At 64.5% G+C, this 23,727-nt stretch carries 25 protein-coding genes; 11 read left to right on the top strand and 14 right to left on the bottom strand.

Annotated elements, in window-relative coordinates; translation table 11 throughout:
* Positions 1–15 precede the first annotated feature (15 nt).
* The 6 genes from EOD29_RS14745 to EOD29_RS14720 all read right to left on the bottom strand — a co-directional run bounded on the left by EOD29_RS14745 (position 16) and on the right by EOD29_RS14720 (position 5,710).
* The gene (locus EOD29_RS14745; RefSeq protein WP_127247076.1) at positions 16–522 is read right to left on the bottom strand and encodes an L-2-amino-thiazoline-4-carboxylic acid hydrolase; all 507 of its coding nucleotides are present in this window, start codon (positions 520–522) and stop codon (positions 16–18) included.
* Positions 519–1,298 carry an ATP-binding cassette domain-containing protein gene (locus tag EOD29_RS14740; RefSeq protein WP_127247075.1) on the bottom strand — a complete coding sequence of 260 codons (780 nt, stop codon included), beginning with the start codon at positions 1,296–1,298 and terminating at the stop codon, positions 519–521. The genes EOD29_RS14745 and EOD29_RS14740 overlap by 4 nt, the downstream gene beginning before the upstream one ends.
* Positions 1,295–2,173: an ABC transporter ATP-binding protein gene (locus EOD29_RS14735; protein ID WP_127217526.1), complete on the bottom strand. Its 879-nt coding sequence runs from the start codon at positions 2,171–2,173 to the stop codon at positions 1,295–1,297. Before EOD29_RS14735 ends, EOD29_RS14740 begins: the two co-directional genes overlap by 4 nt.
* Positions 2,170–3,000, bottom strand: a complete 831-nt coding sequence (locus tag EOD29_RS14730; RefSeq protein WP_067319003.1) for an ABC transporter permease — start codon at positions 2,998–3,000, stop codon at positions 2,170–2,172. Before EOD29_RS14730 ends, EOD29_RS14735 begins: the two co-directional genes overlap by 4 nt.
* On the bottom strand, positions 2,997–3,983 hold the full coding sequence (locus EOD29_RS14725; protein WP_067319001.1) for an ABC transporter permease: 987 nt from the start codon (positions 3,981–3,983) through the stop codon (positions 2,997–2,999). The genes EOD29_RS14730 and EOD29_RS14725 overlap by 4 nt, the downstream gene beginning before the upstream one ends.
* A gap of 116 nt (positions 3,984–4,099) precedes the next feature.
* A complete protein-coding gene (locus EOD29_RS14720; protein WP_095800612.1) occupies positions 4,100–5,710 on the bottom strand; it encodes an ABC transporter substrate-binding protein in 1,611 nt (536 codons plus the stop codon).
* Positions 5,711–6,052: 342 nt separating this feature from the next.
* On the opposite strand from EOD29_RS14720, the gene EOD29_RS14715 reads away from it, so the two are divergent.
* Both EOD29_RS14715 and EOD29_RS14710 read left to right on the top strand, forming a co-directional pair.
* On the top strand, positions 6,053–7,243 hold the full coding sequence (locus EOD29_RS14715; protein WP_127247074.1) for a Xaa-Pro peptidase family protein: 1,191 nt from the start codon (positions 6,053–6,055) through the stop codon (positions 7,241–7,243).
* Between the two features lie 184 nt (positions 7,244–7,427).
* Positions 7,428–7,835, top strand: a complete 408-nt coding sequence (locus tag EOD29_RS14710) for a nuclear transport factor 2 family protein (protein ID WP_067318995.1) — start codon at positions 7,428–7,430, stop codon at positions 7,833–7,835.
* A gap of 142 nt (positions 7,836–7,977) precedes the next feature.
* Here EOD29_RS14710 and EOD29_RS14705 read toward each other — a convergent pair whose 3' ends face one another.
* The 3 genes from EOD29_RS14705 to EOD29_RS14695 are packed head-to-tail and all read right to left on the bottom strand — an operon-like array spanning position 7,978 to position 10,477.
* Entirely contained in the window at positions 7,978–8,400 is a 423-nt protein-coding gene (locus EOD29_RS14705) for a cupin domain-containing protein (RefSeq protein ID WP_067318993.1), read from the bottom strand.
* Positions 8,401–8,404: 4 nt separating this feature from the next.
* A complete protein-coding gene (locus EOD29_RS14700; RefSeq protein ID WP_127216776.1) occupies positions 8,405–9,268 on the bottom strand; it encodes a phosphoenolpyruvate hydrolase family protein in 864 nt (287 codons plus the stop codon).
* Between the two features lie 12 nt (positions 9,269–9,280).
* The gene (locus EOD29_RS14695; protein ID WP_127247073.1) at positions 9,281–10,477 is read right to left on the bottom strand and encodes a Tm-1-like ATP-binding domain-containing protein; all 1,197 of its coding nucleotides are present in this window, start codon (positions 10,475–10,477) and stop codon (positions 9,281–9,283) included.
* Between the two features lie 118 nt (positions 10,478–10,595).
* Here EOD29_RS14695 and EOD29_RS14690 point away from each other — a divergent pair, with 118 nt between their 5' ends.
* The 7 genes from EOD29_RS14690 (at position 10,596) to EOD29_RS14660 (ending at position 17,298) form a co-directional block, all read left to right on the top strand.
* Positions 10,596–11,285 (top strand): TetR/AcrR family transcriptional regulator, encoded by a 690-nt coding sequence (locus EOD29_RS14690; RefSeq protein ID WP_067318987.1) that lies wholly within the window; start codon positions 10,596–10,598, stop codon positions 11,283–11,285.
* Between the two features lie 353 nt (positions 11,286–11,638).
* On the top strand, positions 11,639–12,955 hold the full coding sequence (locus EOD29_RS14685; protein ID WP_066989980.1) for an extracellular solute-binding protein: 1,317 nt from the start codon (positions 11,639–11,641) through the stop codon (positions 12,953–12,955).
* 67 nt (positions 12,956–13,022) lie between these two features.
* Complete coding sequence (locus EOD29_RS14680; RefSeq protein WP_095780122.1) at positions 13,023–13,928, top strand: sugar ABC transporter permease; 906 nt, start codon at positions 13,023–13,025, stop codon at positions 13,926–13,928.
* 1 nt (position 13,929) lies between these two features.
* Entirely contained in the window at positions 13,930–14,886 is a 957-nt protein-coding gene (locus EOD29_RS14675) for a carbohydrate ABC transporter permease (protein WP_066989974.1), read from the top strand.
* Positions 14,883–15,104: a hypothetical protein gene (locus EOD29_RS14670; RefSeq protein ID WP_066989971.1), complete on the top strand. Its 222-nt coding sequence runs from the start codon at positions 14,883–14,885 to the stop codon at positions 15,102–15,104. Before EOD29_RS14675 ends, EOD29_RS14670 begins: the two co-directional genes overlap by 4 nt.
* Positions 15,101–16,204 (top strand): ABC transporter ATP-binding protein, encoded by a 1,104-nt coding sequence (locus EOD29_RS14665; protein ID WP_067318983.1) that lies wholly within the window; start codon positions 15,101–15,103, stop codon positions 16,202–16,204. The genes EOD29_RS14670 and EOD29_RS14665 overlap by 4 nt, the downstream gene beginning before the upstream one ends.
* A complete protein-coding gene (locus EOD29_RS14660; RefSeq protein WP_067318981.1) occupies positions 16,204–17,298 on the top strand; it encodes an ABC transporter ATP-binding protein in 1,095 nt (364 codons plus the stop codon). Before EOD29_RS14665 ends, EOD29_RS14660 begins: the two co-directional genes overlap by 1 nt.
* A gap of 33 nt (positions 17,299–17,331) precedes the next feature.
* On the opposite strand, the gene EOD29_RS14655 is transcribed toward EOD29_RS14660, so the two are convergent.
* Positions 17,332–17,763: a DUF4437 domain-containing protein gene (locus tag EOD29_RS14655; protein ID WP_067318979.1), complete on the bottom strand. Its 432-nt coding sequence runs from the start codon at positions 17,761–17,763 to the stop codon at positions 17,332–17,334.
* A 110-nt stretch (positions 17,764–17,873) separates the two neighbouring features.
* Positions 17,874–18,839: an AraC family transcriptional regulator gene (locus EOD29_RS14650; RefSeq protein ID WP_067318977.1), complete on the bottom strand. Its 966-nt coding sequence runs from the start codon at positions 18,837–18,839 to the stop codon at positions 17,874–17,876.
* 137 nt (positions 18,840–18,976) lie between these two features.
* Here EOD29_RS14650 and EOD29_RS14645 point away from each other — a divergent pair, with 137 nt between their 5' ends.
* Positions 18,977–20,191: an MFS transporter gene (locus tag EOD29_RS14645; RefSeq protein ID WP_127247072.1), complete on the top strand. Its 1,215-nt coding sequence runs from the start codon at positions 18,977–18,979 to the stop codon at positions 20,189–20,191.
* A gap of 61 nt (positions 20,192–20,252) precedes the next feature.
* On the opposite strand, the gene EOD29_RS14640 is transcribed toward EOD29_RS14645, so the two are convergent.
* The gene (locus tag EOD29_RS14640) at positions 20,253–20,600 is read right to left on the bottom strand and encodes a GFA family protein (protein WP_095823532.1); all 348 of its coding nucleotides are present in this window, start codon (positions 20,598–20,600) and stop codon (positions 20,253–20,255) included.
* A 112-nt stretch (positions 20,601–20,712) separates the two neighbouring features.
* Here EOD29_RS14640 and EOD29_RS14635 point away from each other — a divergent pair, with 112 nt between their 5' ends.
* The gene (locus EOD29_RS14635) at positions 20,713–22,008 is read left to right on the top strand and encodes an amidase (RefSeq protein ID WP_127247071.1); all 1,296 of its coding nucleotides are present in this window, start codon (positions 20,713–20,715) and stop codon (positions 22,006–22,008) included.
* 18 nt (positions 22,009–22,026) lie between these two features.
* On the opposite strand, the gene EOD29_RS14630 is transcribed toward EOD29_RS14635, so the two are convergent.
* Together EOD29_RS14630 and EOD29_RS14625 are read right to left on the bottom strand one after the other, a co-directional pair.
* A complete protein-coding gene (locus EOD29_RS14630; protein WP_127247070.1) occupies positions 22,027–23,004 on the bottom strand; it encodes a hydroxyacid dehydrogenase in 978 nt (325 codons plus the stop codon).
* 5 nt (positions 23,005–23,009) lie between these two features.
* On the bottom strand, positions 23,010–23,726 hold the full coding sequence (locus EOD29_RS14625; protein WP_127247069.1) for a FadR/GntR family transcriptional regulator: 717 nt from the start codon (positions 23,724–23,726) through the stop codon (positions 23,010–23,012).
* Position 23,727: the final 1 nt, after the last annotated feature.

Genomic DNA, 23,727 nt, shown 5'->3' with positions numbered 1-23,727 from the left:
CAAATCGTCGGCTCGCTAGGTGTCGCGGTTGGTCAGCGCGATGTGGCAGCAGCCGGAGCCGTGGCCCGGCGTCCAGGTCACGTTGGCGAAGCGCACGCCGGTTGCTTCGAACAGTCCGCGGTCGAAGGCGCCGGCGATGCGGCAGAGCGTGGCAAGCTTTTCCTCGCCGACGCCGGCCTCGATCCAGGCATCCTTCAGCGGGCAGCGCTTCACCTTGAAAGCGATGCGGTCCGGCCCGCGCTCGACGTCGGTCGGATACATGCGCCCGCCATCCGGGCTGACGGAAAGGAACGCCTCGCCGATCGCCAGCGCATCATTGGGGCCGAAACCGGCGAAAGCGGCCGCTGCAACTTCCCGGCCGCGCTTTTCGATGGTGCGGATCATTAATGCTTCGGCCTTCTCGGCGCCAAGCTCGGCGGTCAACTCATCGAGGAAGAGGCGATAGAGATCGCCCCGGTAGCGAAAGGCGGAGTCGAGCTCGCGCGACAGTTTTTCGGCAATGGCTGCGTCGGAGTCGGTCATGGTGTTTTGATCCTATTCAGCCTCGGGGTTGCCGCCACCAGCGCCTTGCCGACCGCCGATTGCGGGCTGGCGATGACGGTGCGGGCGTCGCCGCTCTCGGCGACCCGGCCGGCATCGAGGAGAACGATGCGATGCGCGAGGGCGCGGATTACGCCGAGATCATGCGAAATGAAGAGATAGGCGATCCGTTCCTGTCTTTGCAGGTCGAGCAGCAAGTCCAGGATCTGTCCGCGCACCGAAACGTCGAGCGCCGAGACCGCCTCGTCGAGGACGATCAGCGACGGTCGGGTGGCGATGGCGCGGGCGATCGCTACCCGCTGGCGCTGGCCGCCGGAAATCTCGTGGATCGCGCGCGCGGCAAGGCCGGCATCGAGGCCGACCCGCTCCAGGAGGGCTGCGATGCGGCGCGGGCGCTCCGAGCGCGAGGCGATGCCGTGGATGCGCAACGGGTCGTCCAGCGCACGCGCCACGGTGGAGCGCTGGTTAAAGGCGGCGAGCGGATCCTGGAAGACCATCTGGAGGCGGGCACGGCGGGCGCGCAACGCGGCGCCCGACAAGTTAAGGAAGTCTGTGCCCTCGAATTGGATGCGCCCGGCGTCGGGCTCGAGCAGGCGCAGCACCAGCCGCGCAACGGTCGACTTGCCACTGCCGGACGGACCGGCGAGGGCCAGCGTTTCAGCCGGGCCGATCTCAAACGAGACATCGTCGACGGCCGCAAAGGGTTTGCCGCCGCGGCGATAGCGCTTGGAAAGATTGGAGACGGCGAGCACGGTCATGCCGGGGCGCCTTGCCGGTCAAGAAGCGGCCTGGCGTCGAGACCGAGATGGGCATCGAGCAGCGTGCGGGTATAGGCATGGCGCGGCGCGTTAAGGATCTGGTCCGTGTCGCCCAATTCGACCAACTCGCCATGACGCAGCACCGCGATGCGTTCGGCGAGCGTGGCGGCGAGCGCGATGTCGTGGCTGATGAAGGCGAGCGTCAGGCCGTCCTCGTTGACCAACCCGCGGATCAGGGAAACGATCTCGGCCTGGACGATGGTGTCGAGCGCGCTGGTCGCCTCGTCGGCAATCAGCAGTTTCGGGGCGGCGGCGATGGCCGCTGCGATTGCAACGCGCTGCTTCTGGCCGCCGGACAGCTGGTGCGGATAGGCGCGCAAGACGGCTTCGGAGTCGGGCAGGCGGACGCGCTCGAGCAGGGTTTTGGCTTTGGCATAGGCCTCGCGCCAGTTGAGGTTGAGATGCGTGCGTGCGACCTCGGCGATTTGCTTGCCGACCGGCATCACCGGGTCGAGGCTGAAGGAGGGGTCCTGGAAGACGAAGCCGATGTCGCGGCCACCAATGGGCTGAAAATGCGGAGGCTGGCGATCCTGCGCACCCCCCTCTATCCCGCCGGACGACTGGACGGAGGGGGGTGTGAGGGAATGAGACGATCGAGGTTTCTGCCACTCGATCGAACCTCCAACCTCGGCCGCTTCCGCCAACAATCCCGCAACCGCCAGCGCCAGCGTGCTCTTGCCCGAGCCGCTCTCACCGATGATCGCAAGGCGTTCCCCGGCTTCCACATCAAGGCTGATGCCCTTCAGCGCCGTTACCTCGACGCCGTCGCGCCGATATCGCACGGTCAGATCGCGGATCGAAAGCAGCGCAGTCACGACAGGCTCCTGCGTACCGCGGTGCTTTCCACCACGCCCTCGCCGGCGAGGTAAACGCCGAGAACGGTCAGCACCAGCGCGATACCGGGAACGATCGACAGAAAAGGCGCGGTGCGCAAGACAGTGCGGCCTTCGGCGATCATGCCGCCCCAGGTGACGCGGTTGGGATCACCGAGGCCGAGGAAGGAAAGCGCTGCTTCGGTGAGGATGGCGGCCGCGACGATCACCGAGGAAAGCGCCAGCACCGGCGGCAGCGCATTGGGCAGCACCTCGCGAAAGGCAATCTCCAGCGGATGCATGCCGATGACGCGAGCGCCGGCGACATAGTCACGCTCGCGGATCGACAGCACTTCCGCGCGCGCCACCCGCGCCGGCCCGGTCCAGGCGCCGAGCGCGATGGCCGCGATCACCGCACCAAGCGAGGGGCCGACGATGCTGACGAACGCCAGCGCCAGCAAAAAACTCGGCACGGTCTGGAAGGCGTCGGTGATGCGCATCAGCACCTCGTCGATCAAGCCGCCGGCGAAACCGGCCAGCGTGCCCACCACCGCGCCGACCAGAAGCGCAGCTGCGGCCGCCGCTAGTCCAACCGCCAGCGAGGTGCGCGCGCCGTGGAAAAGTTCGGCCAGCACGTCGCGGCCGAGCCGGTCGGTGCCGAGCGGCAGCGACCAATTTTGCAACGGCGGCAGCAAGGCCGGGCCGGCGATCGCTTGCGGGTCGCCCGGAAAGAGCAGCGGCGCTGCCAGCGCGATCGCGACGAGCAAGGCGAGGATGAGTGCGCCGGCGATCGCTTCCGGCGTCTGGAAAAAGCGATGCAGCCTCTTCATGCGACCGCCTCGCCGGCACCGACGCGCGGATCGAGGAAGGCGTAGGCGAGATCGACCAGGAGGTTGATGACGATAACGAGCACGGCGCTCACCAAAATGATGCCGAGCAGCAGCGGCGTGTCGCGTCCGGCGACGGCTTCCTGCGCCAGCCGGCCGAGGCCGGGGACGGCAAAGACGCTTTCGATGACAACGCTGCCGCCCAGCATCTGCGCCGATTGCAAGCCGAGCATGGTGACCAGCGGCAGCAGCGCGTTGCGGGCGACATGCGCAAGCACGATGCGCCGGCGCGGCAAGCCCCTGGCACGGGCGGCAAGCACGAAATCCTGCCGCCAGGCTTCCGCCATGCCGGCGCGCATCATGCGCAGATAGAGCGCGAGATAGATGAAGCCGAGCGCCGAGACCGGCAGCACAAGATGGGTGGCGATGTCGCCGGCCCGCGCCACCCCGGTCTTGGCCGATGCGATGGTCTCGATGCCGCCGATCGGCAGCCAGCGCAGGTCGACGGCAAAGACGACGATCAGCACAAGGCCGAGCCAGAACCCCGGCACGGCGTAGAGCGCCAGCGAGCCGATCGACAGGAAGCGGTCGCGAAAGCTTCCGGGACGCGCGCCGGCATAGATGCCGAGCGCCGAGCCGAGGCCGAAGGAGAGCGCGGTTGCGCTGCCCATCAGGATGAGCGTGGTCGGCAGGCGTTCGAGGATGACGTCGCGGATCGGCCGCGAGAACGTGACGGACTGGCCAAGGTCGAGGTGCAAGAGCGCCCAGAGATAGTTGGCGAGCCGGGTCAGTTCCGACTGGTCGAGGCCCCAGCGGTGGCGCAGCAATTCGATCATGCCGGCATCGCCGCCGGTCGAGACGATATAGGCGTCGACCGCGTCGCCGGGGGCAGCTTCGAGCAGCAGGAAGCTGCCGATGACGACGATCAGCAGCACGAAGACGCTGCCGACGAGACGGCGGCGCAGGAGGGTGAGGGCTCGGGTCATGGCGACGCCATATCAGGGCCAACCCTTGGATGCCGCGTCCGGCAGGACAGAGGGGGGCGCGACGGAACTCTCATTCTCAAAGCTCAGCACCCAGGCAGGCAATCCGCAAGTGCGGATCAACCCGCCAAAAAGGTGTCCGCCCAGTTCGATACCGCCCAGCGCGGGTTGTTGGCGATGTTGCCGACAGTGTCGCGGGCGACGGAAATGAAGCTCCACTCGGCGACGTTGATCAGCGGCAGGTCGGCCGCCACCATTTTCTGGAATTCCTTGTAGAGCTCGGTGCGGGCGGATGTGTCGAGCGTCTCTGACGCTTTGGCGATCAGCGCATCCAGGTCGGCGTTCTTGTAGCCGCCCTGGTTGGAGAAGGGCACGCCGTCGGGGATGCCGCTCTGCACCAGGATGGTGGTCGAGATCGCCGGGTCGCCGCGGAACACCGGCGGGCCGACGGCGAGGTCGAAGGCGTGGTCGGTATAGACCGCTTTCATATGGGCGGCCGAGTCGTTGTTGACGATTTGGGCGTCGATGCCGATTAGGGCCAGCGCCTGGCGCAGGTAATCGCCGAACTGCTTGGTCTCATTGAAATACGGCGCCGGCAGCAGCTTCAGTGCAAAGCGCTTGCCGTCGTCGGCCCGTTTGTAGCCGGCCTCGTCGAGCAGCTCGTTGGCCTTGGCGACGTCGAAGGGGTAGATCGGGACGTCAGCAGTGTAGAATTGCGGATCGTTCTTCGGCACCGGACCGGTTGCGGTCGCGGCGTAGCCGAGGAAAATTGTCTTGACGACGAAATCCTTGTCGATGGCATGCGCGATCGCCTGCCGCACTTTCAGGTCCGCCAGTTCCTTGCGGCGATGGTTGATCTCGACGACGAGCTGGTAGGTCAGCCCCTCATAGCCCTTGGTGATGACCTTCAGGCCCGGCACCTTTGAGATGCGGTCGAGGTCGGCGAGCGGCACGGCGGAGAAGGCGGCGAGCTGGATTTCTTCCGCCTCGAGCGCCGCAGCCGCAGAGGTTCGGTCGGGCAGCACCTGGTAGACGATCTCGTCGAGATAGGGCTCGTCCTTGTCCCAATAGGCATCGTTCCGCGCAAGCCGATAGTACTGGCCGGCCTTGTATTCGGCGAATTTGAACGGGCCGGTGCCGACCGGAGCGTTGTTGGCCGGGTTGTCCTCGATCTTGCCCACCTCATAGACGTGCTTCGGCACGACGCTGCTCAATGCCGGCAGCGCGTTGCGGATCAGCTGGAACGGCGTCGGCTTGGCGAATTTGAACACGGCCGTCAGCTTGTCGGGCGTGTCGACGGCTTCAAGGTCCTTGAACACCGTGCGGCCGAGATTCTGCAGAGGCTTCCAGACCTGCAGCGCGGAGAAGGCGACGTCGGCGGAGGTGAAGGGCTTGCCGTCATGCCATTTGACGCCGTCGCGCAACTTGAAGGTCACCGACCGGCCGTCGGCTGCGCCTTCCCAGGAAAGCGCAAGGCGCGGCTGAAGCCCGTCCTTGCCGTCGAAGGAGGCCTCGGCCAGCGCCTCGACCACCTTGCTGGAGATGAAGAAGACGCCGTTGGAAGCGACAATAGCCGGATTGAGGTTGCGCGGCTCGGAGTCGGCGGCCACGATCAACCTGCCACCCTTCTTCGGCGTCTGCGCCCGGCCGATGGCCGGCAAGGCGGTCGAGGCCAGAAGCAGTGCCGAGCCGGCCAGCAGGCCGCGGCGTGAAATCGGCAATCCGGACATCCTCAAGCTCCCCTCTTCACCCGCGACCGGCGCGGGCAACCTCAAAATCAGCGGGATTATGGCCCTTGGCAAAGGTTTCGCCAGAGACGGATTTGGCGCATGCTGGCTTGGCTCTGAAATTTTCGTCCGCTGGACCAGTTATATTCGGGCTGCGGTCGCGGCTATCTGGTAGGACCAGACTAAGCCGTACGCGGCCTCAAGCCAAGTAGGAGAGGGCGGGATCAGCCGGATGCTGTCAATTCTGGCTGGACCAAAACGGTCAAGATGGTGCAGATTTGGCCGCAAACGGCAGTTTCATCATGTTTGACTGCTTGAGCGGCCGAGGAAATCAGGGAGGGAAAGATGAACATCGCTCCGGGCAAAACCGAGGCCAGCGGCATCCCGTTCGACCAGGCTCGGGTGGACCGGCTGATGGAGGAGGCCGGCATCGATGTGCTTTTCGCCACCTCCAAGCACAACACGCAATATCTGCTCGGCGGCTACAAGTTCATCTTTTTCGCGGCGATGGACGCCATCGGCCATAGCCGCTACCTGCCGATCGTCCTCTATGAAAAAGGCGGGCCGGAGCATGCGGCCTATATCGGCAACAAGATGGAAGGCGGCGAGCACGACAACCATCCGTTCTGGACACCGACATTGCATGCGGCCTGCTGGGGCACGCTCGACGCCGCCAACCTTGCCGTCGAGCATCTGCAGAAGATCGGCAAGGGTGCTGCCCGCATCGGCATCGAGCCTGCTTTCCTGCCCTCGGACGCTTACTCGCTGATCCGCAAGGCCTTGCCGGATGCAAAGCTGATCGATGCCACCGGCATGCTGGAGCGCATGCGCGCCGTCAAGACCGAGGCCGAACTGGAGAAGCTGCGCATCGCCTCCGAACTGATCACCGATTCGATGCTGGCGACGATCGCCTGGGCGCGCGAGGGCACGACCAAGACCGACATCATCGAGCAGTTACGGCGCGAGGAGACCAATCGCGGCGCGCATTTCGAATATTGTCTGCTGACACTGGGTGCCAGCCACAACCGTGCCGCCTCGAGCCAGACGTGGAAGCAGGGCGAGGTGCTGTCGATCGATTCCGGCGGCAACTATCACGGCTATATCGGCGACCTCTGCCGCATGGGTATTCTTGGCGAACCGGATGCCGAGCTCGAGGATCTGCTGTCCGAAGTCGAGTCGGTGCAGCAGGCCGCGTTCTCCAAGGTCAAAGCCGGCACGCTCGGCGGCGACATGATCGCGCATGCCGAGAGCGTGCTGAAGGCTTCCAAGGTCGCGGCCTATACGGATTTCTTCGCCCACGGCATGGGGCTGATCACGCATGAAGCGCCGTTTTTGATGACCAACCATCCGGTCACCTATGAAGGCACCTATGCGGCCAAGCCGCTGGAAAAGAACATGGTGCTTTCGGTCGAGACCACCATGCTCCACCCGACGCGCGGCTTCATCAAGCTCGAGGATACCGTGGCGGTGACCGACACAGGCTATGCGATGTTCGGCGATCGCGGGCGTGGGTGGAACAGGGGCGGGGTCTCCTAGAGCGCGCTCGGGAAACCAATCACTCCGAATGACCGAGTTCAAACCTCGGGGCGGCTTCTGCGGATTGATGGGAAACAAGCTTCGTCGCGCGCGCCCGCCGTCCTGGGTGTATCTTGCTGACTTGAGTTGTGGCCCGGCGCCTCCTACCAGACCGATTACGTCGGGCCGGTAGCAGGAGGAAGTTATGGCAGACGTAACATCAAGAAATCAGAACTCCGAGCTCATTCGGCGGGGTTACGCCGCCTTCAACTCCGGAGACATGGACACGCTTGCGCAAATCATCGACGAGAAATGCACGTGGCATAGCCCGGGAAGGAATCCGATCGCCGGGGACTACAAAGGCCGTGAGGCGACTTTTGCCCAGTTCGGCCGTTATGGCGGGCAAACCCTTGGCACCTTCAGGGCGAATCTTCTGCATGTCATGGAAAGTGAGGACGGACGTGTGGTCGGCGTCCATCGCAATACCGGGGAACGCAACGGCAAACAGCTTGATGTGCTCTGTTGCATCGTCTTCGACATCAGGGCCGGCAAGGTAGTCGATGGCCGGGAACACTTCTACGACCTCTACGCCTGGGATGCATTCTGGGCTTAGCCTGGAGGTGCTATTCGCGTCAACTCGCGCGAGACTGTTCGCGATGTCTCCGCACACCTGTTTGCTGTAGCCCCCGTACATACCTGGAGAGGTGATTGCGAAGCAAACCGGTGGGCGAATAACGCCCGCAAGCGATTTGCCATCAATTGCTTGCCTCTCGCGGCAGCAGCTTGAAATCCGGCAGGTCACGCAGCGCTAGCTCGGGGCCGGCCGGCGAATAGACGACGAAAAGCTGCATCGGCTGATCGCCCGTGTTGAGCGTCGAGTGGAAGCGGCTTTCCGGCACATAGACGGTGCAGCCGGGACCGACCTTGGCGACCACCGGATTGCCCTTCTCGTCCTCTACCATCTGTTCGCCATGGCCGGAAATCACGAAGATGATCTCCTCCGCGCCCGGGTGGTTGTGGCGGGTGTGCCCCTTGCCGGGCGGCAGGTCGACGACGCCGCCGGAGAAGCGCTCCGCGCCGTTCACTTCCGGCGCGACCGTGAGGGCCAGCTTGCCCCAGTCGAAGCCGAAGGCGCTGACCTCCTTCGGATAAACGAACACCTTGCTCTTGTCGGCCATTGCCTCATCCCTTGCTAGTTGATGGCATTTTCGCTTTGCCGATTGCCGCTGCCTTGAAATCCGCCGTCTGCCTGGCGATCGCCGCCTCGGCCGGCAGCCGTTCCATCGAGCTTGCGCCGTAGAAGCCGTGCAGTCCTTCGCAGCGCTCGAGTATGTAGCGCGCGTCATGGGGCATGGAGATCGGCCCGCCATGGCAAAGCAGGATGACGTCCTTGCGCACCGAGCGCGCGGCGTCGGCAATGGCGTCGATCTCCTCGACGCAGGCATCCAGCGACTTCGCCGAGGTCGCGCCGATCGAGCCGCCTGTGGTCACGCCCATATGGGCTACGACCACGTCGGCGCCCGCCTTGGTCATGGCGCGCGCCTCGTCGGGGTTGAAGACGTAAGGCGTGGTGAGCAGGTCGAGCTTGTGCGCCTCGGCGATCATGTCGACCTCGAGGCCAAAACCCATGCCGGTCTCCTCGAAACTCTGCCGCATGGTGCCGTCGAAGAGGCCGACGGTCGGAAAATTCTGCACGCCGGAAAAGCCCATCGTCTTCAGTTCGGCGAGAAACAGCGGCATGATGACGAAGGGGTCGGTTCCGTTGACGCCGGCCAGCACCGGCGTCTTCTTTACCACCGGCAGCACCTCATAGGCCATTTCCTTGACGATCTCGTTGGCATTGCCATAGGCGAGCAGGCCGGCGGCCGAGCCGCGCCCGGCCATGCGGTAACGGCCGGAATTGTAGATGATGATGAGATCGATGCCGCCGGCTTCCTCGGCCTTGGCCGACAGGCCGGTACCGGCACCGCCGCCGACGATTGGAACGCCATCGGCGATCATCTTGCGGAACCTTTCCAGTATGGTTTTGCGCGGGATGGCGGCCATGTTTGTCGGATCTCACTTCTTGGCGATGTCGAGGAAAGCCTCGGCCGCGGCCTTGGCGAATGCAGGATCGTTGATGTGCAGCGGCAGGCGCGTCACGATACGGTTCCCGGTCGGCTTGATGGTGTGCTCGATGGCTTCGAACAGCGCCGCATCGGCTTGCGGATCGAAGAAGGCGCCGCCTTCGACATCGAGCGCCGACACGCCTTTTTCCGGGATCAGGAAGCGCACCGGGCCGTCGCAACGGGCGAGGCGGCCGCCGATCCATTCGCCGATCCGGCGGCTCTCCTCGGCGGTAGTGCGCATCAGCGTGACATTCGGATTATGCTCATAGAACAGCCGCCCGCGATATTTGTCGGGGATAGTCGGCGGCGCCCAGAAGTTCACCATGTCGAGCGCGCCGACCGAGCCGACATAGGGCAGTTTCGTGCGAGCAATGGCGCCGAAGCGATCCTCCGTCGCCGGCAGCACGCCGTCGAACAGCAAATCGCAGACCTCGGTTGTGGTGATATCAAGGACGCCGGCGAGCAGGCCGCTATCGGCAAGCTTCTCCATCGAGCGGCCACCTGTGCCGGTCGCATGGAAGACCATGCAGTCATAGTCGGCGCGCAAGCGCTCGACCATTGCCGTGACACAGGGCGTGGTGACGCCAAACATGGTCAAGCCGAGCGCCGGCTTGCCGGCAGTTGACGGGGCCGGCCTCGCCGCCATGCCGGCGATCGCCTGGGCGGCGTTGTGCAGGACGACGCGCGACAGACGATTGAGGCCGGCCATGTCGGTTACCGACGGCATCATGACGATGTCGGAGACATCGACGTAAGGCGCGGTATCGCCGGAGGCCAGCGTCGAGACCATGATCTTCGGTAGACCGAGCGGTAGGGCGCGCATGCCGGCGGTGACAATCGATGTGCCGCCGCCGCCGCCAATGCCGATCACGCCGGCGACGTCGTGGCGCGATTGGATGAAGCGGATAAAGGCGACACCCATGCCGGCAACGGCGAGTCCGCGGTCGTCAGTGCCGAGCACGGCGCCGGCTCCATCGGGATGATGCGCGGCGACCTCGCTTGCCGCGACATCCACCGGGACGGTCGCGCCGCGTGTGCCGATATCGACGCGGACGACCGAGCCGCCGCCGACGGCGACGGCGTCGGCCAGGAAGGCAAGCTCCTCACCCTTGGTGTCGGCGGTGCCGACCACATAGATACGCTTCATTCGCCTTTCCCCGTCGTCTCCTCGGTTAGCCGGCCTGCTCGGCGGTGCGGCCTGCCGCTTCGGGCCTGGCGCTTGGTCCGGCCATTGCAATTTTTTGAGACGCGCGTATCGTATTGATATGGATGTCTCACGTCAACAAGCCGCTTCCGATGACGCCGAGCAGCTGAGAGCCGGGAAGGGTGCCCGCGCCCGTACCAGGCGGCTGATGCTGGAAACGGCGACGCGGCTGATGCAGTCCGGCGTGACGCCTTCGGTCAGCGAGGTTGCAGAGGCTGCGGAAGTGTCGCGCGCGACCGCCTATCGCTACTTTCCGAGCCAGGCCGCGCTGGTGCAGGCGGTCGTCGACGAGGGGCTCGGACCGATCCTGACCTGGAAATCGAATTCGAAAGATCCGGAACAGCGGGTTGCCGAACTCTTCGCCTCCGCCATGCCGCGCATCGAGGCTTTCGAGGCGACGTTCAAGGCGGCGCTCAAGCTTTCGCTCGATCAGTGGGCGAGACGGCAGGCTGGAACGCTAGGCGCCGAACCGGCTTTCAAGCGCGGCCATCGGATCGACCTCCTGAAGGACGCGATCGCTCCGCTCAAGGGTCAGCTCAAGCCGCGCCAGTTCAAGCGTCTTGCCCAGGCGCTGTCGATGATGTTCGGTGTCGAGGTGCTGATCGTGCTGAAGGATATGTGGGGGCTGGACAGCCGTGACATGATGGCGGTCGCCGAGTGGGCGGCGGGCGCGCTGGTGCGCGCGGCGGTGGCGGAATCAGGAGCGAAGGCGACTGGAGGTTCGGCATCAGCTGAAATAGACATGTCCTGAATCTGGTTCGACCAGATTGGAGAGGATGTCAACAACAATGAGTGCAATACACCGCTGGAGACAAGGTCTCCGCATATCAAGGAGTACGAAAAATTATAGAAAACAGAGGGATATCGCTTTGAGCGGCTTGTGGAGCCGTTTTGGGCTGCACAAGAAAGAACTTGACGTCCCTCTTGAATTGGTAATACCAGATCAGGACGCGTAAAGCGGAGCGAAGGTGAAGGTTGCGATCGATTTTTCCGGTCGGGCGAGGAGGCCCGAAACCGGAAAATGCCGTCACGGGAGGAACTGCCAGGGCCGACCGCTATGCCGGCCCGCATGACAAGGTAGAAGGCGCACAAGGGAGGAAAACTATGCGCAAGATAGTGACCAGCGTGATCGCTGGTATCGGGCTGGCGCTTGCCTGCGGGACATCCGTCCGCGCGCAAGACAAGGAACTCACCATCTTCTGGGCGGAATGGGATCCGGCGAACTATCTGCAGGAACTCGTCAACGACTACACGGCCGAGACGGGCGTGAAAGTCACGGTGCAGACCACGCCGTGGCCTGATTTCCAGACCAAGGCCTTCACCGAGTTCAACGCGCATGGCGACGCCTACGACATGGTGGTCGGCGACTCGCAATGGCTGGGCGCCGGCTCGACGCAGGGCCACTATGTGGATCTGACCGACTTCTTCAACAAGCATAAGCTTGGCGATGTGATGGCGCCCGCGACCATCAAATATTATGCCGAGTACCCGGGCGGTTCCGGCAAGTACTGGGCGATCCCGCTGGAAGGCGATGCGATCGGCTGGTCTTACCGCAAGGACTGGTTCGAGGACCCGAAGGAGAAGGAAGCCTTCAAGGCGAAGTACGGCTACGACCTCGATGTTCCGAAGACCTATGCGCAGCTGCGCGACATCGCCGAGTTCTTCCATCGTCCGGACCAGAAGCGCTACGGCGTCGCGATCTACACCGACAACTCGTATGACGCGATGGCGATGGGCGTCGAAAGCGCGATCTTCAGCTATGGCGGCGATCTCGGCGACTACGCGACCTACAAGGTCGACGGCATCACCAATTCCAAGGAGGCCGTCGCCGGCCTCGAAATGTACAAGGAACTCTACAAGTTCACGCCTCCCGGCTGGGGCAAGACGTTCTTCGTGGAGGACAACCAAGCCATCACCGGCGGGCTCGCCGCGATGAGCATGAACTTCTTCGCCTTCTTCCCGCCGCTGGTGAACAAAGCCACCAACCCCTATGCCGACGTGACCGGCTTCTTCGCCAACCCGGCCGGTCCGGACGGCAAGCGCTTCGCCGCTCTCGGCGGCCAGGGCATCTCCGTCGTCTCGTACTCGAAGAACAAGGACGAGGCGATGAAATTCCTTGAGTGGTTCATCAAGGACGAGACCCAGAAGAAGTGGGCCGAGCTCGGCGGCTATACCTGCAGCCAGGCCGTGCTGAAGTCGGAGGCCTTCCAGAACGCTACGCCGTATAACAAGGCCTTCTACGACACGATGTTCATGGTCAAGGACTTCTGGGCAACGCCTGAATATGCCGAAGTGCTCGATCAGCTGAACCAGAACATCTATCCGTTCGTGGTCGGCGGCAAGGGCACCGCCCAGGAAGCGCTCGACAAGACCGCCGCCGACTGGAAGGCGACGTTCACCAAATACAACCGCTACAAGTAGGCGTTACAGTCAGAATGCCGGAGGAGGGTTTCCCCTCCGGCATTCCTGTTTTCAGGGAGAACGACCGTTGGCTTCGGTAGCCCTTACCAATCTTGATCCAGCATCCAGGGCCGCCGCGCGAGGCTGGTCGGATCTGACCATCCGCAACATGTTCATCATCCCGACGCTGGTTTTCCTCATCGTCTTCAACATTTTTCCGCTGATCTATTCGCTCGGCTATTCCTTCACCAACTTCGCCGCGAACCGCAGCGAGCCCTGGCAATTCGTCGGCCTGCAGAATTACCGCGAGCTGCTCAGCGACGATCACATCTGGTCGAACTTCGTCATCACCGCGAAATATGTGATCGTGTCGGTGGCCGGGCAGATGATCGTAGGCTTCGGCCTCGCGCTTCTGCTCAACCGCAGCTTTCCGATGAAGGGCCTGATCACGACCTTGCTGTTGCTGCCGATGATGATGTCGGCGGCGGTCGTCGGCCTGTTCTGGCAGCTGCTCTACAGCCCGTCCTGGGGACCGATCAACTATGTCTTCGGCCTCGGTGACTTCGCCTGGCTCTCCAATCCCGACAGCGCGCTCTACGCCGTCGCGATCACCGACATCTGGATGTGGTCGCCCTTCGTCATGCTGCTGTCGCTCGCCGGCCTGTCGGCGGTGCCGCAGCACCTCTACGAAGCCGCCGCGATCGACCGCGCCAGCTGGTGGTACACCTTCACCCGCATCACGTTGCCGCTGGTCTCGCCGATCCTTTTGATCGCGCTGATCTTCCGCACCATGGAAGCCTTCAAGACCTTCGACATCGCCTACACGATGACGACTCAGCCGACCGCCGAGCTGATCGCGATCCGGCTCTACAAGCAGGCCTTCCAGCAGTGGGACACCGGCAAATCCTGCGCGCTCGCCTACATCGTGCTGATCATGGTGCTGGCCATCACCAACCTCTACGTGAAGTATCTGAACAAGGTGAAGGAGCGCTGAGATGGCCGCCGTCCGCACTTCTTCCGAGGTCGCGCTCAACCGTGTCGCCATCGCCGCGGTGCTGATCGCCACGCTGGTCTTCCTCGCGCCGATCTACTGGATCGCCTCGACGGCATTCAAGCCGAAGGAACTTGCCGTCAGCGTGCCGCCAACCGTGCTGTTCGAGCCCGAGGTGACGCCGTTCGTGCGGCTCTTCACCAAGCGCGTGCAGATGCAGAAGACCGTCGACCCGCAAGTCTACGAAGCCGCGCCCTGGTGGGAAAAGCGCATCTACGACGGCGGCGAGCGGGTACTGAAGGTCGGCAAGGACGTGCAGCTTTCCCAATATCCCGACCGGTTCATGAACAGCCTGATCGTGGCGGTGGTCAGCACCGTTCTCGCCGTCGGCATGGGAACCTTCACCGCCTACGGCTTCTCGCGCTTCAAGATCGCCGGCGAGGCGGACCTTCTGTTCTTCATCCTGTCGACGCGCATGCTGCCGCCGGTGGTCGTCGCCATCCCGATGTTCCTGATGTACCGGGCAGTTGGCCTCAACGACTCCCATATCGGCCTGATCATCCTCTACGTCGCCTTCAACCTGTCCTTCTCGGTCTGGCTGATGAAGGGCTTCATGGATGAGATCCCGAAAGAGTATGAGGAGGCAGCACTTGTCGACGGCTATACGCGCATGCAGGCCTTCTTCAAGATCGTTCTGCCCGAGGCCGCAACCGGCATCGCCGCCACCGCCGTGTTCTGCTTCATCACCGCCTGGAACGAGTACGCTTTCGCGCTGATCATGACCAACCGGCGCGCCCAGACGGCGCCGCCCTTCATCCCGTCGCAGATCGGCTCCGGCCTGCCGGACTGGACCACGATCGCGGCGGGCACGTTCCTGTTCCTGCTGCCGGTTGCGATCTTCACCTTCCTGCTGCGCAACCACCTGCTTCGCGGCGTGACTTTCGGAGCGATCCGCAAATGAGTTTTCGCGCCGTCAACGAGAAGTACCTTTTGCCGGCATCGCAGATCCTCATGGTGCTCGGCATCGTCGCGCTCTGCCAGCCATGGAGCCTCAGCCTGCATTCCTATGGGGTGACGATCATCCTGATCGGGCTGATCGGCTTCAACATCACGTCGAAAATCGCACCGGAGCAGAGAGAGGAAACCGGCGCCGTGACGCATGAGGGGGCCGGGCAGTGACGCAGATCGAACTTCGCGGCATCGAGAAATTCTTTGGTGCGGTCCAGGTCATCCATAATCTGAACCTCGCCATCGCCGACAACGAGTTCATCGTGCTGCTTGGACAGTCGGGCTGCGGCAAGACGACGACGCTGCGCGCGATTGCCGGGCTCGAGACGATCGATCAGGGCGACATCCTGATCGACGGCAAGGCGGTGCAGCATCTGAAAGCTGCAGACCGCGACATCGCCATGGTGTTCCAGTCCTTCTCGCTCTATCCGCATATGACGGTGTTCGAGAACATCGCCTTTCCGTTGCGGGCCACGCGGATGAGCAGCAGTGAAGTCGACACCTCGGTGCGCGAGATCGCAAGGGTGTTGCGGATCACCGACCTGCTCGACAAGCGACCGTCTGCGCTTTCGGGCGGCGACATGCAACGCGTGGCGATCGGCCGCGCGCTGGTGCGGCGGCCGAAGGCGATGCTGATGGATGAGCCGATCGGCGCCCTGGACGCCAAGCTGCGCGAGGAAATGCGGGCCGAGATCAAGCGGCTGCACATCAAGCAGGGATCGACCACGATCTATGTCACCCACGACCAGATCGAGGCGATGAGTCTGGCCGACCGCATCGTCATCATGCATGAGGGCTTCATCCAGCAGGTCGGCACGCCGGACGAGGTCTACTCGCATCCGGCAAACCTGTTCGTGGCGCAATTCGTCGGCAGCCCGGTGATGAACATCGCCGAGGCGAGCGTCGCCGATCTGGCCGGCGCGGCCTCCGTCACCGTCGGCGGTGCGCCGGCGGGTTTCGAGTTCCCGCGCGAGCTCCTGTCCAGGCTGAACGGGCATTCCAATGGTGGCTTGACGCTCGGCATCCGTCCGGAAGGCGTTCTCGTCCGGCATGATGCCGCTCCTGGCTACGTGCCGGTCGAAGCGCAGATCATCGAGCCGCTCGGCTCCTTCGACATTGTCGACCTCAAGGTCGGCTCCAAGATGCTGCGCGCCCGCACCAAGGCCGGCTACGTGTCGGGTCCGGGCGAGAAGGTTCATGCCCGCATCGACCCCGAGCAGGCGCATTTCTTCGACACGGCAAGCGGCAAGTCGCTGGGAGTAAGGCTGTAATGGCCCATATCGAACTGAAGAACATCACCAAGAAGTTCGGCGGCCATACCGCGCTGACGGGTCTCAACCTCAATATCGCCGATGGCGAGTTCTTCGTGCTTTTGGGCGAAACCGGCGCCGGCAAGACGACGACGCTCCGGATGATCGCCGGCCTCGAGAAACCGACCGAGGGCCAGGTCTTCATCGACGGCGTCGACGTCGCCGACTGGAGCGCGGCCGAGCGCGACGTGGCCTTGGTGCTGCAGCAATATTCGCTCTATCCGCGCTACACGGTGCGGCAGAATCTCGAGTTTCCGCTGAGGCCAAAGATCCGCCGGCTGCCGGATGCCGAGATCAAGGACCGCGTCGCGCGCGCCGCCCGCACGCTGCGCATCGAGCACCTGCTCGACCGCAAGACCGACCGGCTCTCCGGTGGCGAGATGCAGCGCGTCTCGATCGGCCGCGCGATCGTGCGCAAACCACGCGTGTTCCTGATGGACGAGCCGCTGTCGGCGCTCGACGCCAAGCTACGCGAGGCGCTGCGCACGGAGTTGAAGAACCTGCAGATGCAGCTCGGTGCCACCTTCCTGTTCGTCACCCACGACCAGATCGAAGCGATGTCGATGGGCGACAAGGTCGGCGTGCTGAACCATGGCCGCATCGTTCAGACCGGCACGCCGCAGGAGATCTACAACAATCCCCGCGATACCTATGTCGCAAGCTTCGTCGGCTCGCCGCCGATGAACCTCATCGACGGCACGCTGGTCGACGACCGCGCGGTGATGGCGCCGATGAGTTTCGAATTGCCGGTTGGCGGGGGGGCCAGGGGGCTAAAGACGGGCGGCGCGAGCGACGGTCGCCCGCTCGTCTTCGGCATCCGTCCGGAGGACGTCTATCTGGAAGGCGGCGCGCCGGTCGAGGCTAAGGTCCACGATGTCGAGAACCACGGCGTCGAGAAGATCGTGACGCTGAGGGTCGGCGACACGATGCTGAGAGCCACCGTGCCGGCGAGAACCGCGGTCGAGATCGAGCAGCCGGTCCGCTTTGCCTGGAACGCGGACAAGGTGGTGCTGTTCGATAAGGGCAGCGGGGTCAGCCTGCGGCACGCCGGATAGCGGGCGGACCGGCCGATTGCTATCGGCCTGCACTTACTTCGGCAGATAGGTTTCGTAGGGCGTGTCGTTGATCAGCAGGATCACGCATTCGGTGTCGGACAGGCAGGCATCGTCATGCATCTCGTTGGCTTTCTGGGTCCAGTAGGAGCCCGGCGGCAGCTCGACCTTGGTCGCCTCGCCGCCTTGGATCTGCCAATGCGCCCAGAGCCCCTTGATGACCACGGCGCGATAGTCGGCGGTGTGCGCGTGGACCGGCGCGCGCCAGTTGCCGGGAACTTTGAGCAGCGTGCCGGCCGCGCCCTCGGTCCGCGAGCCCCATAGCGGGCCGAGGCGCTGCGGCTGGTCCGGCGCTTCGACGACATAAGGGATCTTGTCGGCCGTCAGATAGCTGTCTTCAAGGCCGAATGCCTGCCCCGGAGAGATGGTGAGCGCGGCGAGCGCAAGCGCTGCGAGTTGATTAGCCATGAGCGGTTCCTCCTCGGCTCAGCTTAGGCAATCCCTGTCGGTGAAGAATGACGCGTCGTCCAAAAGACTTGGCAATTCCTCCAGCGTGGTAGCGTCCTGAACGCCGGCTGTCAGGATTGCTCGCCGCCGCCATTGCGCAGATGGCTCGGCGCGACACCCATCACCCGCTTGAAGGCGCGGCTGAAGGAAGCTTCCGAATCGTAGCCCAGTTTCGCCGCCACGACAGACACCCGCATGCCGTCGCGGGCGAGCCATTGCCGCGCCTGATGCATGCGCACGCGCAGCACATATTTGGCCGGCGTCTCGCCGACCACGGTGGCGAAGCGCTGCGCGAAGGCGGAGCGAGACGCGCCCATCAATCGGGCCAGGGCCCCGACCGTCCAATCCCGGTCGGGCTGCAGATGAATAGCGGCGAGCACCTTGCCGACGTCAGGATTGCGCACCGCGGCGATCCATCCGGTCGCGTCGCCGCAGCCGTTCTCTACCCAGGAGCGGATGATTGTGGCGGCGAGCACGTCAGCCAGGCGGGCGAGAATGCCGCCCGAGCCGACCCGGTCCATCGTCACCTCGCCAGCCATCGCATCGAGCAGATGCTGGATGCCCGGCGCGTTCGCCATCAGCTTATGCGCCTGCATCAGGTCGGGCATCATGTCGAGCAGCGGATGCGAGCCGTCGAGATTGAAATGCATGCTGCCGCAAAACAGCAAGGTCTTGCAGCCGTCGCAGCCGTTGGAGACGTCATAGATGTTCTCGCAGACCGGCTCGATCGTGTAGCGGCCGATCGGCACGGGCGGAACGCCCGGCGCGCTCGCCAGCACATGCTCATCGCCACGCGGGATCAAGAGCGCGTCGCCGACAGAGAGCTCGATCCATTCCTTGGCCGGTGAGAACAGCCAGCAGCCCTGTTGGCCGATGAAATGGAACCGCGCCGCCTTCTGCGCGGGGAAGGAAACGGCCCACGGTTCGCCCAGCACGCAGCGGCCATAGTCGACGCCGTCGAGCCGCAATCCGCGCAGCATGTCGGTCAGCGGATCGCCGGACGCCGGGAATGTGGTTTTGGACGAATTGTAATTCATTCCGGCGTTTCTAGCATGGAAACTCCAGCCGGTCACTCCCTATGTTGCACTGCAGCGTCGCGCGCCAGGCCTGTAACGGGTGGATCCCGAACTGGCGGTCTTCCAAATGGCGCCGCAAAACAGATCGGAGATTTCCCATGACCGAACCCGCCACAGGCGTCATCGATGCCGCTGTTCTCGATAGAACCGAAGCCGAGGAGCGAAGCGAGCCTGTATGGGGCGCGGTGGTCTCGCTGGCGCTCGGCGTGTTTGGCTTGGTGACCGCCGAATTTCTGCCCGCTAGCCTGCTGACGCGGCTGGCGCAGGATCTCGGCGTCAGCGAAGGCGCCGCCGGCCAGGCCGTGACGGCGACGGCCGTCGTCGGCGCGATCGCAGCACCCACGATGGCCATCGTCACCAAGCGGCTGGACCGCAGGCTGGTCATGTGGCTGCTCACCTTGCTTCTGATCGTCTCCAACCTGCTTGCCGCCTTCGCCTCCTCGCTCACAATGCTGCTTCTGGCCCGCGTGGTGCTGGGCGTCGCGCTCGGCGGCTTCTGGTCGATGTCGGCCGCCATGGCGATGCGACTGGTGCCGATGCGGCTGATGCCGCGCGCAATGTCGATCATCCTGACCGGCGTATCGGTGGCGACCGTCACCGCGGCGCCGGTCGGCGCCTATGTCGGCGACATCTGGGGCTGGCGTACGGCCTTCATGATCGCGGCGGTCGTCGGCGCGCTGACGCTGCTCGTACAGCTTGTCACCATCCCCAGCCTGCCGCCGACGGCCGTGGCGAGCTTTCGCACGCTGATCGAGGTACTGAAGCGGCGGACGATCCGCATCGCCCTGCTGGTCGTGCTGCTCGTCGCCTCGGGACAGTTTGCCGGCTTCACCTATGTGCGGCCATTCCTGGAGACGGTGCCGGTCATGCCGATCGAGACCATCTCGCTGGTTCTGCTCGCCTATGGCATCGGCGGCTTCTTCGGCAATTTCGCCGGCGCTTTCCTGGCCGAGCGCAATCTGAAGCTTGCGGTCGGACTGGCGCCGCTGCTGATCGCGCTGTCGGCGCTTGCCATGCTCACCATCGGCGCTTCACCGGTGATTGCGGCAATCGCAGTTGCGGCATGGGGCTTTGCCTTCGGCGCGGTGCCGGTCGGGCTGCAGACTTGGCTGGTGCGCGCCGCTCCCGACCAGGCCGAGAGCGCCGGCGGCCTGATGGTCGCGACGTTCCAGGTGGCGATCGCGCTGGGCGCAGTCTTCGGCGGCCTGCTGGTCGACCATGCCGGCGTCGCCAGCGCATTCGGCTACGGTGCCATGGCAACGCTGCTCGCAGCGCTGGTGACTTTCGCCGTCGGGCCGAAACAGGCTGAATAACCTTGGACGCCGACAAGCCAGCCGGTACGGCCGGCTTGTCGGCAGGGCGATGCAGTCTGGGCTAAGCCGAGCGGCCGTCGAACTCGAAAACCTCGATAGCGGCGAGATCGATGCCGTCGAGGCAATTGATGTTGATGTAGGCGCTGCGCTCGCTGCCTTGACTGACATCCTCGGCGAAGGGATGGATGCCGCAGGTCCGGCAGAAGCGATGCGCGATCGAGCCCTTGCCGAAGGTGTATTTGCCGAGGTCGTCGCCCCAGGCAACCAGGCGCATGCTGGCGTGTGGCACGGCCCAGAGCAGCGCCCCCTTGCGCGCGCAGATCGAGCAGTTGCAGCGCACCGCGCCGCCGAGCTCGCCTGCGACCTCGAAAGCCACCTTGCCGCAGTGGCAACTGCCTTTGTACAGCATCAGTCTCTTCCTATCGCTGGCAGGTGCAAAGGCACCCTTGCCGGGTTATCCATCCGCTAGCCAAATTGGCTGCCTTAAAAGACGTTGCATCCTTGCGGAGTCCGACATCGACATGCAATCCGTGCGCGACCGTCTCGAAATCATCCTGTCACGTCTTGCCAATCGCGCGGCTGACGAAAAGGTCTACGTCAAGCAGTATGCGCAGGCGGCGCTCGCCGCAGCGGATGCAGCCGACGCGCGGCAAAGAGCCGGGGTCTGCCTCGGGCCGCTCGATGGCGTGGTCGTGTCGATCAAGGATCTGTTCGATGTCGCCGGCGAGCCGACCCGGGCAGGCTCGGCGATGCTCGCCGGTGCTCAGCCCGCCGCGCAGGACGCGGCGATCGTGCGCCGGCTGCGCCAGGCGGGCGCAGTGATCCTCGGCAAGACCAACATGACCGAATTCGCCTTCACCGCGATCGGCGACAACCTGCACTACGGCACACCGGGCAATGCGGCGGATGCCAGCCTGATCCCGGGCGGTTCTTCATCGGGCGCCGGCGTTGCGGTGGGCGAAGGCAGCAGCCAGATCTCGATCGGCTCGGACACGGGCGGCTCGGTTCGCATCCCGGCCTCGCTCAACGGCGTCGTCGGCTTCAAGCCGACGGCCCGGCGCGTGCCTTTGGACGGCGCCTTTCCGTTGTCGGCGACACTGGATTCGATCGGGCCGCTCGCCCGCAGCGTCGGTGATTGCGCGGTTGCCGACGCGATCATGGCGGGGGAGGAGCCGATGGCGCTTCAACCGATCCCGCTCGCCGGTCTGCGCATCGGTGTTCCGCGCGGCCGGCTCTTTGATGACACGCAAGCCGACGTCGCCGCGGCCTTTGAGGCGTGCACCAGCCAGATGGAGCGGGCAGGGGCGCGCGTTGCCGATCTATCGATCGATGACCTCATTGGCGGGATGCGCGCGGCGACCATGCGCGCCTCGATCGCGTCGATGGAGGGTGCGGAGGTGCATGCCGACTGGCTGGCGACCGGGGCCTCGGTGCCCGTCGACCCACATGTCAGCGGGCCTTTGTCGCGCGCGCGGACGGTTCCCGCTTCCGCCTATATCAGGACAATCCGTCGCCGGGCGGAACTGGTCGCGGCCATGACGGAACGGCTGCAAGCGGTCGACGCGCTTGCTCTGCCGACCGTGCCGATGGTCGCGCCGTCGATCGTGGCGATGGCCGGCGACGAAGCGCTACGCGACAGGACGGAAGGCTTGCTCCTGCGCAACACGCAGGTCGCCAACCAGTTCGATCTCTGTGCAATCTCGCTGCCGATGCCGGGCACCAAGCTGCCGGCCGGGCTGATGCTGGTGGCGAGGCATGGGCACGACCGACGTCTGCTCGGAATTGCTGCCGCGGTGGAGGCTTTGCTGAGCGGTTGAGGTGGTGCAGCGGCGCAATCAGTCGGCCGGAAAGCGCCGACGGTAACGCTCGATCACTTCCGGATTCCGCAGGTTGACCGGCAGCTTGTCGGCAAGCACCAGCAAGGCCTCGTTCGCAGCGCCGACGCCCATGCGCATCATCGATTCCTCGGTGATGCCGGCCATATGCGGAGTGATGATGACGTTGTCGAAGCTGAAATAGGGATGGCTCGGCGGCAGCGGCTGGGTCGCAAAGACGTCGAGCGCCGCACCGCCGATACGGCCTTTTCGCAGCGCTTCAATCAGCGCCTCGTCATCGACCACCGGCCCGCGCGAGACATTGATCAACAGCGCATTGGGCTTCATGCGGGCGATGCGCTCGCGGCTGATCAGGCCGCGCGTCTCCTCGGTCAGCGGGCAGCAGAGCACGATGATGTCGCTCTGCTCGACCAGCGCGTCTATCGACAGGAAACCGACGCGCTCGGGCGCCGGGCGCAGGCTGCGCGTCGTCGCCACGACCTTGAGGTCGAAGCCGTGCGCGGCGATGTGGCCGACGGCCTGGCCGACGGCGCCGAGGCCGACAATGCCGATCGTCTTGCCGGCGAGCTCGCTGGTTGAATTGGCGTGCTCGCGCCCGGCGAGCCAGCCCTTGGCGCGCAGGTCGCGATCCATGATGCGGAAGCGCCTGAGCAGCGCCAGCGCCGTGAACACCACATGTTCGGCCACCGAGCGGGCATTGACGGCCGGCACGTTCGCCACCAGCACGCCGGCGGCGGTGGCCGCCTCGACCGGGATCATGTCCAGTCCCGCGCCATGGCGGATCGCGGCGCGCAACAGGGACGCGCCCGCGAACAGCTCCGGCGGCAGCAGCGCTCGGACGATGACGATGTCGGCGTCTTTCGCCTCGGCAGCCAGCGTTCTTGCATCGAGCGCGGACGCGACGACCAGCCGGCCGGCTCCCGCCAGCATGCTTGTCGCGCGCGGATGTAGCGGGTGCGTCGACAGGATCTTGCGCATGAAGCTCAGGTCCTTTCGAGCGCCGCGCTCTTCGGCTCGGTCCAGCGACCTTCGATGATCCCCTTCCAGTAGCTCTCGGCGCCTTGCAGGTGCGCACTCATCAGCGCCTGGGCGAGGTTGCCGTCGCGGCGCAACAGCGCCTCGTAGATCTGGATGTGTTCGGCATGCGAGCGCATGCTGCGCTCCAGATCGTTGAAATAGATCGGCAGGCGCTGCTCGCCCATCAGGTAATAGACGCTGCAGATGTTGTGGAAGACGCCGTTCTTGGTCGCTCGCACGATTTCGAGGTGGAACTCGCGGTCTTCCTTGGCGAGGCCTTCGCCGGCGGCGATGCGCTCCTCGGAAGCCTTCAGGATCTCGCGCAGCCGCTCGAAATTCTCCTCGGTGGCGCGTGAGCAGGCAAGCTCGGCCGCCTTGATCTCGTGGATCTTGCGCAGCTCGACGGTCTCGTAGATCTGCACCGGATCGAGCGGCAGGCCCGCGCGGGCGAAAAGCGCTAACGCTTCCACGCTCGCCTGTTTGGTATCGATATAGATGCCGGACTTGGCGCGGCGCTCGACGATGCGCATCGCTTCGAGGATGGCAAGGGCCTCGCGGATCTGGCCGCGGCTGACGGCGAAATGCTCCGCCAGCTCGCGCTCCGACGGTGTGCGGCCCGACTCCTTGTCCGAGTTGGAGAACAGATAGGCGGCGAGTTCCGCAAGAAGGTTCTTTTCTTTCATC

It is taken from the genome of Mesorhizobium sp. M1A.T.Ca.IN.004.03.1.1 (assembly GCF_003997555.1).
Lineage (GTDB): Bacteria > Pseudomonadota > Alphaproteobacteria > Rhizobiales > Rhizobiaceae > Mesorhizobium.
Note: the sequence above shows the minus strand (reverse complement) of the source record. Positions and strands in the feature narration are given on the sequence as shown.

Excerpts from the sequence above, each read along its gene's own strand:
- EOD29_RS14745 (WP_127247076.1), bottom strand. The coding sequence starts at position 522 with ATGACCGACTCCGACGCAGCCATTGCCGAAAAACTGTCGCGCGAGCTC.
- EOD29_RS14740 (WP_127247075.1), bottom strand. The coding sequence starts at position 1,298 with ATGACCGTGCTCGCCGTCTCCAATCTTTCCAAGCGCTATCGCCGCGGC.
- EOD29_RS14730 (WP_067319003.1), bottom strand. The coding sequence starts at position 3,000 with ATGAAGAGGCTGCATCGCTTTTTCCAGACGCCGGAAGCGATCGCCGGC.
- EOD29_RS14725 (WP_067319001.1), bottom strand. The coding sequence starts at position 3,983 with ATGACCCGAGCCCTCACCCTCCTGCGCCGCCGTCTCGTCGGCAGCGTC.
- EOD29_RS14720 (WP_095800612.1), bottom strand. The coding sequence starts at position 5,710 with ATGTCCGGATTGCCGATTTCACGCCGCGGCCTGCTGGCCGGCTCGGCA.
- EOD29_RS14715 (WP_127247074.1), top strand. The coding sequence starts at position 6,053 with ATGAACATCGCTCCGGGCAAAACCGAGGCCAGCGGCATCCCGTTCGAC.
- EOD29_RS14710 (WP_067318995.1), top strand. The coding sequence starts at position 7,428 with ATGGCAGACGTAACATCAAGAAATCAGAACTCCGAGCTCATTCGGCGG.
- EOD29_RS14705 (WP_067318993.1), bottom strand. The coding sequence starts at position 8,400 with ATGGCCGACAAGAGCAAGGTGTTCGTTTATCCGAAGGAGGTCAGCGCC.
- EOD29_RS14700 (WP_127216776.1), bottom strand. The coding sequence starts at position 9,268 with ATGGCCGCCATCCCGCGCAAAACCATACTGGAAAGGTTCCGCAAGATG.
- EOD29_RS14695 (WP_127247073.1), bottom strand. The coding sequence starts at position 10,477 with ATGAAGCGTATCTATGTGGTCGGCACCGCCGACACCAAGGGTGAGGAG.
- EOD29_RS14690 (WP_067318987.1), top strand. The coding sequence starts at position 10,596 with ATGGATGTCTCACGTCAACAAGCCGCTTCCGATGACGCCGAGCAGCTG.
- EOD29_RS14685 (WP_066989980.1), top strand. The coding sequence starts at position 11,639 with ATGCGCAAGATAGTGACCAGCGTGATCGCTGGTATCGGGCTGGCGCTT.
- EOD29_RS14675 (WP_066989974.1), top strand. The coding sequence starts at position 13,930 with ATGGCCGCCGTCCGCACTTCTTCCGAGGTCGCGCTCAACCGTGTCGCC.
- EOD29_RS14670 (WP_066989971.1), top strand. The coding sequence starts at position 14,883 with ATGAGTTTTCGCGCCGTCAACGAGAAGTACCTTTTGCCGGCATCGCAG.
- EOD29_RS14660 (WP_067318981.1), top strand. The coding sequence starts at position 16,204 with ATGGCCCATATCGAACTGAAGAACATCACCAAGAAGTTCGGCGGCCAT.
- EOD29_RS14655 (WP_067318979.1), bottom strand. The coding sequence starts at position 17,763 with ATGGCTAATCAACTCGCAGCGCTTGCGCTCGCCGCGCTCACCATCTCT.
- EOD29_RS14650 (WP_067318977.1), bottom strand. The coding sequence starts at position 18,839 with ATGAATTACAATTCGTCCAAAACCACATTCCCGGCGTCCGGCGATCCG.
- EOD29_RS14645 (WP_127247072.1), top strand. The coding sequence starts at position 18,977 with ATGACCGAACCCGCCACAGGCGTCATCGATGCCGCTGTTCTCGATAGA.
- EOD29_RS14640 (WP_095823532.1), bottom strand. The coding sequence starts at position 20,600 with ATGCTGTACAAAGGCAGTTGCCACTGCGGCAAGGTGGCTTTCGAGGTC.
- EOD29_RS14635 (WP_127247071.1), top strand. The coding sequence starts at position 20,713 with ATGCAATCCGTGCGCGACCGTCTCGAAATCATCCTGTCACGTCTTGCC.
- EOD29_RS14630 (WP_127247070.1), bottom strand. The coding sequence starts at position 23,004 with ATGCGCAAGATCCTGTCGACGCACCCGCTACATCCGCGCGCGACAAGC.
- EOD29_RS14625 (WP_127247069.1), bottom strand. The coding sequence starts at position 23,726 with ATGAAAGAAAAGAACCTTCTTGCGGAACTCGCCGCCTATCTGTTCTCC.